The sequence below is a fragment of the Mesorhizobium sp. B2-4-13 genome, from assembly GCF_006658535.1.
Classification (GTDB): domain Bacteria; phylum Pseudomonadota; class Alphaproteobacteria; order Rhizobiales; family Rhizobiaceae; genus Mesorhizobium; species Mesorhizobium australicum.
The window spans coordinates 33,324-46,584 of the sequence record NZ_VFVB01000003.1 but is presented as its reverse complement, the minus strand read 5'-3'; the positions used below and the strand labels follow the sequence as shown (position 1 = coordinate 46,584).

Sequence of the window (13,261 nt, the reverse complement as noted above, 5' to 3'; positions counted from 1 at the left end):
TGAGGTGGGTTGAGGTCGATCCGAGAACGTATATTCATAGGCTCGGCGGCGGCCGTCTTGCTCGAATACCCGGATCCAGCGGGCCTCGGAAGCACGAAGCGTGATTTCCCGGTTTGTCGCGAGCTTGGCTGCTCGAAACGGAGTTGGTGCGACTACCTTGTGGGTCACCACGACTTGGCCGGCGAAAATCTCCTCGACTTCGTAGCTTGGCACGTCATCCATCCCCTGCGCGATGGCACCAAACCACGATCAAGGCAGAATGTTCCCGCAATGCCTCGGACGGCAGCCGTTTTTAGCCCAAAAAGCGGCGTGCGCGCTCAACTCGACGGCGAACGGAGAAGCCGACCGGCAGGAGCGCTCAGCTCCTGCCGGAAGCACAACTGCGCGCGTCAAACCACGAAAAAGGAGCTCGCGCCAATTGAGAGATGCGGAGCAACGGTCGCAAACTGCGTCTGAGCATGGCCGCCGATACCGTCACTGTCGAAAGAGAGCGCGCCGGTCGAACTGTTATAGATGACGTGGTCGCTTCCATCATGCGCACCTTTGCCGATGTGGAAGTTCGCGGCCGAAAGGGCGCCCTGCTGGAGTCCGGTGAATACGCTGTGATCAAGTTGGATCTTGTCCTGGGAAACCTTGAAGTCGGTTATCTTGTCGATATTTCCAGAGCCAAGCGCGGTGTTGAACACGAAGACGTCCTTGCCGCCAAAGCCCGTCAGCGTATCGGAACCACCCCCGCCATTGATCTTGTTGGCGCCGGCATTTCCTTGGATCGTCTGGGCAAACTCGTTGCCGGTCAGGTTGATTTGCCCCGTTCCCGAAGCCTGCGTGGTCGCAAGTTTCTCGACGGATGAGCCCGCCGAGAGAGCATAGCTCACCGAGGCGAACACCGCGTCCTTGCCGTTGCCTGGCTGCTCCACCACCTTGTCATGCACATTGTCGACAAAATAGGTGTCGTCGCCGCCATAGCCTTTCATTGTATCGGCGCCGCCTCGACCATCGATCTTGTTGGCGCCGTAATTGCCATTGATCGCCTGGCCGAACTCGTTGCCCGTCAAGTTGATCGTATGTGTGCCGCCCGTCTTGTCGGTCGAGAGTTGCTCGACATGCGAACCAGCAGACAATGCGTAGCTGACCGAGGCGACCACCTTGTCGAAGCCGCCGCCTGATGCCTCCATCACCTTATCATGTGCATTGTTGACATAGTAAACGTCGTCCCCGCTGGTCGAATGAAATACGTCCGCGCCAGGGCCGCCATGGAAGATGTGATGGGTCGACTGCGTGGGATCGGGGACAGTCGGCGTGGTGGGCGTAGGCGTTGTCGGCTCGGAACTCGGAGGCGGTGTCGAAGGACTAGGGCTGGCGAGGTTGTGCTGGCGAAAAACGGCCTGCAACTCAGGGGAGTTCTCCAGGGCGGTGTCGCCATTCTGAGAACCCCAGGCATACGCATAGTCGAAGGCTGGGGACGGAACCAGCTTTGCCCAGTGATCGATCATCGTTTGCATTTGGGTCGACGTCGGCATGACGTGCTTGCCGCCGGTGTCCGTCTGCCAACCGCCGCCGCCAAATGTCTGATATACAGGAACGATCTTGTCAGCCGGAATGCCTGATTTCACGGCCGCGGCCACGGCTCTGTCGATCATGTTGTAGTCGACGCTGCTTATCCCCGTGCGAACCGGGTATGGGTCCAGTCCATAGTAGTCGATCCCGGTGTTGGCGGGATTATAGGTGTTGGAAAAGTCCGGGTTGGTGGACGACCCCATATTCATCATGGTGATGAAGGTCTTGGCGCCCGGGAAATGGGAATGGATCCAGTCGGATTCAGCCTTCAGATTTGCCGCACTCGCGTAGGTGCCCCATCTGCCGGTAGGATCCGGCTCGTCCATCAGGAAAAATCCAAACACTTTTGGATTGTTGAGGAAGGGCGTGACTTTTTCGATGAACGACGAGGTCACCCCGTCATGAGCGCTTAGATAGACAAGCCCCTTCATTCCGCTGGGCAGCTCATTGACCTGCGAAAGATACTGAACGTCCGCCAGGTTAAATCCGGCGCCCGCAACTTCGGCAGCCGAACCGCCTGATGCATAATGGAGAGTCGCCATGCGTTTTCCTTCTTGTTTGGCAACACCCCGCCCTGGATGGGGGTTAGACCGAAAACTACATTAGATGAAAATCACATACCAACATCTTTGAACGAAGTTTTTGATCGCTGTGGGGATGGCCACATCAACGGGTCGGTGCAATTTAGTGTAAAGTCAGTGGCTTGCAGAGAAATCTGCGGGTTTTCCACTGACGACCGCATGCACAGTTCTCCACTGTTTTCACAGGCACCCCTCTCCCCACCCCGACTCCCGGCCACGATTTCGCTTCATTTTGCATAAAGTTCGCCATATGTTAGCTAGCCATCATGTCCGGGGGCGCATGTGATATGGTGGAATCAGAAAAGGTTACCCATCGGATGAACAAAGAAAGACACGCGACAACGTCGTGTCATAGCAATAAGCTATGAATAAAGAGCCACAAAGCGCCTCTCCGCTACGCTCCGCAATACTAGACTGCCTGCCCGGAATAGCTGGCATCGGACTCTTTTCCGCAATGATAAACATCCTTGCGTTGACCGGATCCGTTTACATGCTGCAGGTCTACGATCGCGTCCTGCCGTCGCAAAGCGTCCCGACCTTGGTCGGGTTCACCATCGGAATGCTGGGCCTCTATGCGGCCTACGGTCTGCTCGATTTCGTGCGGCTTCGTCTACTGGTCCGAATCGCCAGTCGATTCTACTGCAGTTTGCAGCAGAGAACATTCGCAATTTCGTTGCTTCTCCCGCTCAGGGCCGGTCGAGAAGCGGACCGGGTGCTTCCGTTGCGCGACCTCGATCAATTGCGCGGATTCCTTTCGGGAACGGGGCCGACGGTTCTTTTCGACGCGCCGTGGATCCCGTTTTATCTGCTCATTATCTACATGTTGCATCCGTCGCTCGGCGTGCTTGCGACCCTCGGCTCCGTCGCCGTCGTCGTGCTGACCATCGTGGCTGAGATCATCAGCCGCCGCCCTGCGGCGCTGGCGTCCGAAGCGATCCTGACACAGCGCGCGCTTGCTGATTCCGGCCGTCGGAATGCCGAGGTGGTCCACGCGATGGGCCTCTCCGAACGGCTGGCGGGGCGCTGGGGCGAAGTCACTCACGCTTATCTCTCCTATCAGGAGCGGCTCTCCGACATCGTGGGTGGAATCAGCTCGCTGTCGAAGGCGCTTAGGATGGTGCTGCAATCTTCGGTGCTAGGGCTCGGCGCGTATCTCGTCATCGGAGGCGAAGCATCCCCTGGCGTGATCATCGCGTCGTCGATATTGCTGGGTCGCGCCCTAGCCCCGGTCGATGCGGCGATTGCGAACTGGCGGGGTTTCCTGTCCACCCGGCAGAGCTATTCCCAGTTGAAAGCGGCGCTCCGTGCGTTCGAGAGTCCAATCGAATCCATGAAGTTGCCGCCGCCAGAGGCCCGCCTGGCGGTCGATAGTTTGGCGGTAGCGCCTCCGGGTACACCCAGGCCGACGCTCATCGATGTAAGCTTCCAGCTTTCGAGCGGCGCGGGAATGGCCGTTATCGGCCCAAGCGGCTCGGGAAAGACAACATTGGTGCGCGCGCTGGTGGGAGTTTGGAGCCCTCTGCACGGCACGGTGCGGCTGGACGGGGCCTCTCTCGACCAGTGGGACGCGCAACGGCTCGGCGCCCACATTGGCTATCTGCCGCAGGATGTTGAACTGTTCGACGGGACGGTGGCGGACAATATTTCGAGATTTGGCGGCAAGAGCGACCCCCAGGGCGTGCTCGCCGCGGCGAAAGCCGCGGGCGTCCACTCGATGATCATGCATCTGCCGGCAGGCTTCCAGACGCGCATCGGCGAGGGAGGCAGAGCGCTGTCGGCAGGGCAAAGGCAGCTTATCGGCCTTGCCCGGGCGCTCTACGGCAACCCGTTCCTGGTCGTGCTGGACGAGCCAAACTCAAATCTCGACGTTGAAGGTGACGCCGCCCTGGCCGGAGCCATCATGGCCGTCCGCCAGCGTGGAGGTATTGTGATCGTTGTTGCACACAGGCCATCTGCCCTCACCAACATCGATCAGGTCATGGTCCTGGCGGATGGCAGGCTGCGCACCTTCGGCTCGCGCGAGGAAGTGCTTGCCGGCATGCGGCGGCCGCCCTCGCCTGCCGCGCAACGTCCATCTTCGATCGCGCCCATCCACTCGGGAGTGACCGGACATGCGTGACATCTTGCCCCGCGTGCTTGCGTTCATGCCGACACTTGCCCGGTTCGGAACTCGAGATCAGCCCGCCGAAACCGACTTGCCCAAGGTGCCAGACAGCATCCTTGCGCCAGGGACCCTTTGGCCAAGCATGACGCTGGGGCTCGTTGTGACTGGCCTGCTGGTGGTCGGCGGCGGAGCATGGCTTGGCTTGACCAAGATAGCCGGCGCCGTGATCGCGCCCGCCACGGTGGTGGTCGAAAGCAACATCAAGAAGGTCCAGCACCAGACCGGCGGCACGATCGGCGGCATCTTTGCGCAAGACGGCGACCATGTTCGGGCCGGTGACATATTGGTCCGGCTGGACGGCACGCTGCCACGGGCCAATCTGCAGATCATCAGCGAAGATCTTGATCGCACCACGGTGCGGCTTGCGCGGCTGGAGGCCGAACGCGGCGGTTTGCGTGAAATGCAGCTTCCAGCCGGCCTTGAGGCCGGGATGCGAAAGCCGGAGTTGGCCGCCCTTGTCAGCGGCGAGCGCGCTCTGTTCGAAACCCGTGCCTCGGCATTGGCCGGGCAGAAGGCGCTCTTGTCGAGCCAAACAAAGCAACTCGAGCGTCAGATCGATGGCCTAAAGGCCCAGCAGGTTGCAGCCGATGAATCAGCGGCGCTGCTGAGCACTGACCTTACGGATGTCGATGCCCTCTATTCGAAGAAACTGGTGTCCAAAGAGAGGATTAGCAACGTCAGGCTGGATGCGACGCGTGCCAAGGGCGAGTCGGGACGACTGGCAGCCGCGGTAGCAGAGGCACAGGCCAAGATCAGCGAGATCGAGTTGCAGATCCTGCAGCTCGACGAGCAACGGCGAAGCGATGTGACCGGTGAACTGCGCGAGACTGAAGCCAAGCGCACCGAACTCAACGAACGCAAGATCGTAGCGCAAGACGAACTGACGAAAACCGAGATTCGCGCTCCGCAATCCGGCACAGTTCAGCAGTCGTCCGTTCACACTGTCGGCGGCGTGGTCGCCCCGGGCGAACTGCTGATGACGATCGTTCCCGAGGCCGACAACCTTGTCGTGGACGCGTTGATCCCTCCTTCCCGCATAGACGACGTCAACCCGGGACAGAGCGTTTCGATCCGGTTTCCAGCTTTCGATGCCGGGACTACCCCTGTTTGCAACGGCTCCGTGAAGTACATCTCGGCGGACCTGATCAAAGATCCGCAACGCCAGCTTTCGTACTTTTCGGCCCGTATCAAGGTCGACAGTCAGTCGGAGTGCTTGAAGGAAGCCAGGCAACTCAGACCGGGCATGCCAGCGGAAGTTCACATCCGCACGGATGAACGCAATGTCTGGTCGTATATGCTGAAACCTCTCACGGACCAGATTTCCAGGGCTTTCCGCTAAGCAGACCTGGAATTCGCATGCCGGGTCCAGTCCGAGAGCCATGGGCTGGACATATCATGCGTCCGCAGGATGCCGGCTTCACGGCGCAACTTATAATGCCTTCTGATGAAGGTACTGGTCACCGGCGCTGCCGGCTTCATAGGCTATCATGTCGCCAGGCGGCTCCTGGAGCGCGGTGACGAGGTCGTCGGCATCGACAACATCAACGATTACTACGACCCGCAAATCAAGCAGGCGCGGCTGCGGCTCCTGGACGAGGCGAGCCGCAAGACCAATGCCGGCTATCATTTCATCCATGGCGATCTCGCCGACAGGGGCGTGGTCGACGGCTGCTTTGCCGACCATGGCTTCGACCGGGTGATCCATCTCGCCGCCCAGGCCGGCGTGCGCTACAGCCTGGAAAATCCGCGCGCCTATGTCGAAAGCAACATCATCGCCTACACCAACATGCTCGAGGCCTGCCGCGGCAGCCGTGTCGGGCACCTGACCTATGCCAGCACCTCGAGCGTCTACGGTGCCAACACCGACATGCCGTTTTCCGAGCATCGGCCGGCCGACCATCCGCTGCAGTTCTACGCCGCCACCAAGCGTGCCAACGAACTGATGGCGCACAGCTACAGCCACCTGTTCGGCCTGCCGACCACGGGGCTGCGCTTCTTCACCGTGTACGGCCCCTGGGGACGCCCTGACATGGCGCTGTTCCTGTTCACCAGGAGCATCCTGGCCGGTGAGCCGATCAAGCTGTTCAACAACGGCAACCACACGCGCGACTTCACCTATGTCGAGGACATCGCCGAGGGCGTGATCCGTGCCAGCGACAGCCCCGCCGCGGCCAACCCGGCCTGGGATTCCGGCCGCCCGGATCCGGCGACCAGCAGCGCGCCCTGGCGCATCTTCAACATCGGCAACAACAACCCGGTGAAGCTGACCGCCTATGTCGAGGCGCTGGAAAACGCGCTCGGCCGCAAGGCGGTGATCGAGCTGCTGCCGCTGCAGGCCGGCGACGTGCCCGACACTTTCGCCGACACTTCGGCGCTGCAGGCGGCGGTCGGCTATCGCCCCCGCACCTCCGTCACCGAGGGGGTGGGGCGGTTCGTCGAGTGGTACCAGGATTTCTACAGCTAACGGGTCGGGTTCGCGAGGCGCGGGCCGCAGCCGACGGTTTGAGAGCGGGGCGTGGTTTTGCGGGTCGAGCCATCACTTACTGATGCGCCGGAACATCGCGCAAGGTGCGGTGCGCGAGAGCAAGGGGCGCACCATCGAAGAGGCGATGCAATTCGGGAAAGGACCCCGCTATTGGAGAAGCCTTCTCCAATAGTTTCGACCGGTTATGGGGAGAGTGCTAGTGGTACCGTTGGCTGGGATCGATCCGATGGATAAGCTATTGTTTTTATTCTTCTTTTTGTGTACCTGACGCCAATTTGTATCACAATAGGTATCACAATAGGTATCACCTTTTTGGAAGGCCTGGGCAAAGCCGACCGGCGTCTTATGTGTTGCTCTGGTGGTCCGGAGGGCGCCCCGAAGCTGTCTGAACAACTCTTCGGCGCCTCCCGGCCTGGGAGGTGTCAATGGGCGCCAGGCAATGACCTTGGGCCGATAGAATCGGTTCTTGGCGGTAGCAAAAAAGCCCGCAGCCTACCCATGCTGCACGGACTAGCGTAAGTTCTTCGGCTCGACATTTGCATGCGGGACGGAACGCTGCCCCAGCCGATCGGCCTTTAGACGAGCCGTCTTCTCTTCACGGGCTCTGCGCTCCGCATCGATGACGGCTCGAAATTCGCGGTCAGTCCGTTCGTGCCTTAATTTGTCTACGTTGCGTCGCATTTTCTGGGCCTAAGTGATAGCCCGCGCCCTCGGCAGAAGCGCGGGCAGTTGAGGCCGGACCTCAACCAGCGGCGAGCCTGGAGGGGCCACTGCCACCAAGCGCCCAACCGGTTATGGGCGTTTAGGTTCCAACGAAGGCGCTTGCCACCTTTGCCGACCGTGTGGGCCTGCTTCACCGGCAGGGAAGCGGGGCTGGCTGGGTATCGGGGACCTGACCAGCACGCGAGCTGCCGACCGTCGGACCAAACGAGAATGTTATGTTCAGTTGCCCCTCGCTTTCGATCAAACGAGTAGTGGCTGGGGCTGAGCTCGCCGCACTCTTCGGATGACCTCACCGGCGATCTGATCGGCAGAACCGGTGAAGTCGAGCGGCCTATCATACATTGCCGCTTTCATCGGCATCCCGGCTTTGATCTCGCCGGCCTCGGTAAGGACCTTCGTTGCGCCGCTGGCGTGGGCTATTGCGGCAAGTCCACGTGAGCCATCACTCAGCGAGCCCGATAACACGATGCCGATTGCGCACGTCTTGGCGTGAACGGCTACAGAATTGAAGAGGATGTCGACGGTCTGCCCGCGATGTATGTGTCCAGCGCCCTCGATGGCCTGCAGGTCCTTGGGCAGGTTGCTAAGAAGGTCTTTGATGTCGCTGAGGCCATCTGATCCCGATGCGCCGACGGCGACGAAGAAAGGGGCCACGTTCGTGCTTAGCGTGCGGGATATGCATCTGCTAGGGTAACAGGTTCGCACCAGCTTCGCGAGGATAACCTCAAAGCATTCGCGATAGCACAATATTGCTCCCCAACGGTCCCTCAAGGGCTGCCACCGAGCCCGGCCTCCGGTCATCCAAATGGGTACGGTGAGGGCCGCAGCCGGCAAAAGGCGCGGCCCAGGGCGTCTGGCAGCCTACATGTTGCTGGCGGCGTGATGTTGCGGCGGAGACGGTCTGTTCCTGACTGGCCGGGGTCTGTTGTGAACAGGCCGATCGGCGATTGTGTTCGCTATCGGCTGCATCGCTCGCTGCTTCGCAGCTATCCGCTCGCGTTTCACCAGCTTGGCGATAAAACTTCGCACCTCAAACATAATGGGCTCCTCCCAGATGCCCTCCCGCTAATTTGTCATACGCCGGCTGAAGGCCAAGCGCATCTAGATTCGACAGGGTTAACCAAGCTCCTTTCTGTAGGCGCGTGGAGCCGGATCGAAAGTCGGTCAGTCGTCCTGCTGGATGGAAAAGGAGTCGATGTGTGGCGATGATTGATCGAGCTGGTGACAAAGACGGTGTGCCGGCAGTGGCGATGGCTTGTCGGAATTCGGCGGTGATTTTGCATCTGCATGCACCGCCGGCAAGAGCCGTTCGGCATGCCAGTCTAATCCCGATGGAACTGCATTGGCGCAATTTTGTTTCTCGTCCGCCCCGTTTGTGAGGCAGTGAAAAAAGGAAGACAGTCATGGCAACCGCCAAAAGGGCCTCAACGAAAGGCCTGAACGAACTCTTCGTCGACACTTTGAAGGACATCTATTTCGCCGAGAAGAAGATCCTAGCAACACTTCCCAAGATGGCCAAGGCGGCACAAAGCCCTGACCTTAAGGCAGCCTTCGAAAAGCACCGCGGCCAGACCCAGGAGCACGTCGCGCGCCTGGAGAAAATATTCGAAACCTTAGGCAAGAAGCCCCAGGGTAAGACCTGTACCGCCATCATGGGCATCACGGAGGAAGGCACCGAGATCATGGACGAGTACAAGGGCTCTCCGGCTCTCGATGCTGGTCTCCTTGCGGCGGCTCAGGCAGTCGAACACTATGAGATCTCCCGCTATGGTACGATGCGCACCTGGGCTAGCGAGCTCGGCATGGCCGAAGCGGTTAAGCTTCTTGAGCTTACCCTTGGCGAGGAAAAGGACACCGACGAAACCCTGACGCAGCTCGCAGTGTCAGCCGTGAACGTCGCTGCCGAGGCGGCTTAGGAACTGCGACATCGGTCTCTGTCATCCGCAAGGCTTCTGGCGGTCGCCGTGGCCGGCGGGTGTCTTCCAGACGCTCAGCTCCTGTCTCGAGATTGACGCGAGTACTCATTTGGTCCTCGTCCGAGCAACGTCACCAAAGGTCCGGTTCCCGTCCTTCATCTCCGTGAGCGTAGGCAGTTTTCTTCCTGGCGCCTGACCCCGTGCTGCTCGGCCGAAAACCCGCGCGGTGCCGCGCGCGAAGCGAGCTATGATCCCCGCCAGCCGAATGTGAAATCCCGCGCAACATCACCAGGGGCGGCTCGCATGTGCGCGCGCCGGCGCGACCGTCCGGCCGCGCGGATGGCTCAGCCGGTGGACACTTCGATCTCCCATCTCGGCTTCCGGTGCATCGTCCGGCCGGGCAGAGCTCAGCGATGATTTGCTGAGTGGCTCCAGGAATTGACGGAGCTGTTCGTTCCGATCATCGGCTCATCGCCACAGGCACCATGCAGGATGCGCCGGCTCCGTGTTCCAGGCAGGAACCCGCCCCGAGAACCAGCACGGCGCGCGCCATCTGGATGCGGCATTCGCGCTGGCTCGTCGGCGGCCTGACCTCCCAACTCGCAGCCGACATCGTCGAAACACATCGACGACCACGAACTGGCAAGATATCGGCCGCATCGGTGCGGTCACCGTCATTCGCACGAGCCTGAAACTCTGAGCGCGATCAGCGCGAGGTGCGGGAAGTCTAAGGTGATTATTAGCCCGGCGGGGCTGACCGGCGCGGCTTTCCATTCCAGGCGAATGCCCGCTGGTTCCAGTCCTCGCGACAATGCCGAAACCAGGTCCGGCGCGAGATGGCGGCTCGACATGTCATATGCTCGACGACTTCGCCCTCACGTACGCAGGATCCTGGGCCGGCTATTTCACCTTCAGGTCCTGTGGCAGGATGAGAGGTACGCACGGCAAACACGAAGGCGCGGCGGTCGCGGGCAGGATTGGACAGTCGAAGGAGGGCGGCACTTGGTCGAGGTCTTGTCAGCAATAGTGGTCTTTCTGCTGCTATGCATTGGCGCAGGCTTGGGCGTACTTATTCGGGGCTGGCTTCCCGCGCAGCACCAGACCCCCGAAGCCACGCTGCTGATGCAGTTGACCGTTGGTTTGCTTGCAACCTTTGCCGCAGTTGTTCTCGGTCTTCTCACCGCGTCGGTGAAGCAGGCCTACGACAATTCGGCTCTGGACCGGCAGCAATATGCCCTGCAGCTTGACCTCATGGATGCGTGCCTACATGACTACGGAACTGACGCCGCCCGCATTCGCGTCGACCTAGCAGGTTACACCGCTGCCGTTATTGCGAGCACTTGGCCTAACGAAGCTCGGCCCACCGGTGTTTCCTACCCTGACACGTCGCGTATGCCTGTTGTGGGCGCCACACCGGAACTTGAAGAGCTGATGAACAAGATCGGTCTCGAGGTGAACGAACTCTTGCCGGCCGGTCCGCAACAAACGGCGATCGCAGCGATGTGCCGTGCGCGATATGATAGCGTCTCTACGGCCCGTCTCGGCGTGATCGAGGCGGCACGCAGTGAATTGCTGCAACCCTTCTACGGAATTCTGATCGTGTGGCTCATGATTATTTTCGCCTGCCACGGTCTCATCGCTCCACGAACGAAACTGACATGGACCCTCATGCTTCTAAGCGCGATCTCACTCAGCAGCGTTATGTTCGTTATCGCAGACCTTAGTCAGCCCTACGGGGGATTTTTCAGCATATCCAGCGTGAGCATGCGGCGCGCTTTGCAGGCGATGCTGGCTCGTACGAGTTAGGACATTCTCCGTCCGCCTAGACAATCATGCGTCTGGTTGCAGGTAAGCCAGCCGCCTGCTGCCGCCCTCCGGCGACCCCAACAAACACCCCGCCGCACGCCTGCATATCCCTAAAGGTTGACACAGGAAGTCTCATTGGATCAGCCAGATCACCCCTCGCCATCAAGCTTCAATCAGTCTGTTGCGCCGCATCGATCAGTGGAACGCCTTTGCCTCCGGGGAGCCTGTAACTTCTGTGGCATCTTCTGAACAGAACAAACAGGCACTATCACAGGTTAAGCGCAAGGCGATTCGCAATTCCAAAAAGGAGGATGTTGCCGAGGCTGCGCGTGCGGTTATCAGTGAGCGGAGCGAGCCCGAATCCGCATCGACCTATACGGCGCGCTCGTAACACACTCAACATTTGATGGGCGGTCTTGCGGCTGCTGCGCAGCGGCGGCCGGAGGTAACGAGAATGCTGATTGATAGGTTCCACTTATCCTCCTGCCGCCGGAGGGCATCCTGCGCGGATTTCAGGTTTTCGAGTAAACTTTCAAGCAGCTGCTCCTCTTGCCCTGTCGGCCGCCCGCTTCCTGATTCGCTCCAATATCCGGTCCTGAATGGACAAGGCGGTCCATAGTGGCAAACGATGTCACGAAGATAATCTTTGACGGAATCCATGCTTCCATCTCCCTGCTAGGGCGAAAGCATGATGTTCACTTCCAAACGTCCGATGCCGGCAAATCTCGCGGGCGACGATGTCACCATACGCCCTATGGGGGTGGATAGCCAACCTCAATAGGGAAGGCTATTAGCATGGACTAATTTTCTCTTACATCGCAAGATGCCGTCCATTGAGGGGGCCGGTGTAACAGTCGTGATTTTGGTCGTAGAAGATCACCCGCTAATTCTAATGGAAATTGAATCGGGGTTAGAAGACGCTGGGTTCGAGGTCGTGCGCGCGAAAAGCGCAGAAATTGCGATCGAGGTGTTTGACACAGACCCATCGAATATTCGTGCCCTAGTCACCGACATTCGTTTGGGGGCCGGGAAATGTGGATGGGAACTCGCCAAATATTTGCGCCAGGCCGCACCAGCCATGCCAGTTGTCTACGTCAGCGGTGACAGTGCCTTGCATTGGGCTAAACGGGGCGTTCCAAACAGCATCATGATTTCAAAGCCATTTGCCGTCGCGCAGATCACAACGGCACTAGCCACGCTCCTAAACCAGCAGCTACCACGCGATCCTGGCGCGCCAATTTAAATGCAATTTCACTGGTACCAGCGGTGGATAACGCCCTACTTGCGCGTGATCCATTCCAGCAAGCGCGGTTCGATCTCTTCGTAGCCGGTATAATCACGAAATAGCTGAGCAGCGAATTCCTGCCACTCGCCTTCAGGGATATGTTCCTCACGCACCATGACGCGGAAGGCATCGCGCATAATGTTGCAATCGAACGTCGAGACTTCAGCCCTTGAGCGCAAATCCCCCATTGCAGTCCCCCCGTCCCAAGCGGGAGCACTACCAGGTCCTCAGATACCCCTCGCCGCAAATGGATACGGCCTATCGCAGGGACTCGCAAGCGCAAGTCCGAATGTCAGCGGGCTGCGGGGTTTGGCCCGCGCCCCTCGGCAGAAAAGCGCGGGCCGACCAAGTTTTCCCTTGGGCAGCAGCGCGAAGGAACGTGGGGAGTGCGCTGCGTTGGCCCCAACTTGCATTGGATCGGGCTGTTCCAGAGCATAGCAAAAAGCCCGCCACCTTGCGGCAGCGGGTGGGGTTCATTGTCTTCGGTGTTTGCGGTGCCCTTGCTAGAACGAAAGGCCACGGGTAGCGTCCGCACGTGAGCAGACGGGCGCGGAAATACGCATCGCCCAGCTTTGATGACATTTTCGCCTCAGCACGACAGATCGAACGGGGACTCAACAATCACGCCTAGCCGCCTCCTCGATCCGGCTCCAGCGCCGGCGCAGGGCTTCATAGGACCGGTAGGGGACCGTCCATACACGGCGATCGGCATTCCAGGAGGCAAATGGCACCTCGCGCATCTCA

General features: G+C 59.8%; 9 protein-coding genes. 6 read left to right on the top strand and 3 right to left on the bottom strand.

The genetic code is table 11. From position 1 onward, the window contains the following. Positions 1 to 389: 389 nt before the first annotated feature. Positions 390 to 2,099: a calcium-binding protein gene (locus FJ936_RS08290; RefSeq protein ID WP_140790199.1), complete on the bottom strand. Its 1,710-nt coding sequence runs from the start codon at positions 2,097 to 2,099 to the stop codon at positions 390 to 392. Positions 2,100 to 2,502: 403 nt separating this feature from the next. On the opposite strand from FJ936_RS08290, the gene FJ936_RS08285 reads away from it, so the two are divergent. The 3 genes from FJ936_RS08285 to FJ936_RS08275 all read left to right on the top strand — a co-directional run bounded on the left by FJ936_RS08285 (position 2,503) and on the right by FJ936_RS08275 (position 6,766). Then, complete coding sequence (locus FJ936_RS08285; protein WP_140715626.1) at positions 2,503 to 4,257, top strand: type I secretion system permease/ATPase; 1,755 nt, start codon at positions 2,503 to 2,505, stop codon at positions 4,255 to 4,257. Beyond that, on the top strand, positions 4,250 to 5,641 hold the full coding sequence (locus tag FJ936_RS08280; protein WP_140790197.1) for an HlyD family type I secretion periplasmic adaptor subunit: 1,392 nt from the start codon (positions 4,250 to 4,252) through the stop codon (positions 5,639 to 5,641). Before FJ936_RS08285 ends, FJ936_RS08280 begins: the two co-directional genes overlap by 8 nt. A gap of 105 nt (positions 5,642 to 5,746) precedes the next feature. Next, a complete protein-coding gene (locus tag FJ936_RS08275; protein WP_141906362.1) occupies positions 5,747 to 6,766 on the top strand; it encodes an NAD-dependent epimerase in 1,020 nt (339 codons plus the stop codon). Between the two features lie 984 nt (positions 6,767 to 7,750). Here FJ936_RS08275 and FJ936_RS08270 read toward each other — a convergent pair. Then, positions 7,751 to 8,164: a chemotaxis protein CheB gene (locus FJ936_RS08270; RefSeq protein WP_224588274.1), complete on the bottom strand. Its 414-nt coding sequence runs from the start codon at positions 8,162 to 8,164 to the stop codon at positions 7,751 to 7,753. Positions 8,165 to 8,913: 749 nt separating this feature from the next. On the opposite strand from FJ936_RS08270, the gene FJ936_RS08265 reads away from it, so the two are divergent. The 3 genes from FJ936_RS08265 (at position 8,914) to FJ936_RS08250 (ending at position 12,475) form a co-directional block, all read left to right on the top strand. Next, a complete protein-coding gene (locus FJ936_RS08265; RefSeq protein ID WP_141906361.1) occupies positions 8,914 to 9,426 on the top strand; it encodes a DUF892 family protein in 513 nt (170 codons plus the stop codon). Positions 9,427 to 10,428: 1,002 nt separating this feature from the next. Continuing rightward, the gene (locus FJ936_RS08255; protein WP_140793026.1) at positions 10,429 to 11,232 is read left to right on the top strand and encodes a hypothetical protein; all 804 of its coding nucleotides are present in this window, start codon (positions 10,429 to 10,431) and stop codon (positions 11,230 to 11,232) included. 856 nt (positions 11,233 to 12,088) lie between these two features. Then, positions 12,089 to 12,475 carry a response regulator gene (locus tag FJ936_RS08250; RefSeq protein ID WP_224588280.1) on the top strand — a complete coding sequence of 129 codons (387 nt, stop codon included), beginning with the start codon at positions 12,089 to 12,091 and terminating at the stop codon, positions 12,473 to 12,475. A gap of 35 nt (positions 12,476 to 12,510) precedes the next feature. On the opposite strand, the gene FJ936_RS08245 is transcribed toward FJ936_RS08250, so the two are convergent. Further along, positions 12,511 to 12,705: a hypothetical protein gene (locus tag FJ936_RS08245; protein WP_140793023.1), complete on the bottom strand. Its 195-nt coding sequence runs from the start codon at positions 12,703 to 12,705 to the stop codon at positions 12,511 to 12,513. Positions 12,706 to 13,261 lie beyond the last annotated feature (556 nt).

What these genes read in the sequence shown, in the direction of transcription:
- FJ936_RS08265 (WP_141906361.1), top strand. Translation starts at nt 8,914, where the DNA reads ATGGCAACCGCCAAAAGGGCCTCAACGAAAGGCCTGAACGAACTCTTC.
- FJ936_RS08245 (WP_140793023.1), bottom strand. Translation starts at nt 12,705, where the DNA reads ATGGGGGATTTGCGCTCAAGGGCTGAAGTCTCGACGTTCGATTGCAAC.
- FJ936_RS08285 (WP_140715626.1), top strand. Translation starts at nt 2,503, where the DNA reads ATGAATAAAGAGCCACAAAGCGCCTCTCCGCTACGCTCCGCAATACTA.
- FJ936_RS08280 (WP_140790197.1), top strand. Translation starts at nt 4,250, where the DNA reads ATGCGTGACATCTTGCCCCGCGTGCTTGCGTTCATGCCGACACTTGCC.
- FJ936_RS08275 (WP_141906362.1), top strand. Translation starts at nt 5,747, where the DNA reads ATGAAGGTACTGGTCACCGGCGCTGCCGGCTTCATAGGCTATCATGTC.
- FJ936_RS08290 (WP_140790199.1), bottom strand. Translation starts at nt 2,099, where the DNA reads ATGGCGACTCTCCATTATGCATCAGGCGGTTCGGCTGCCGAAGTTGCG.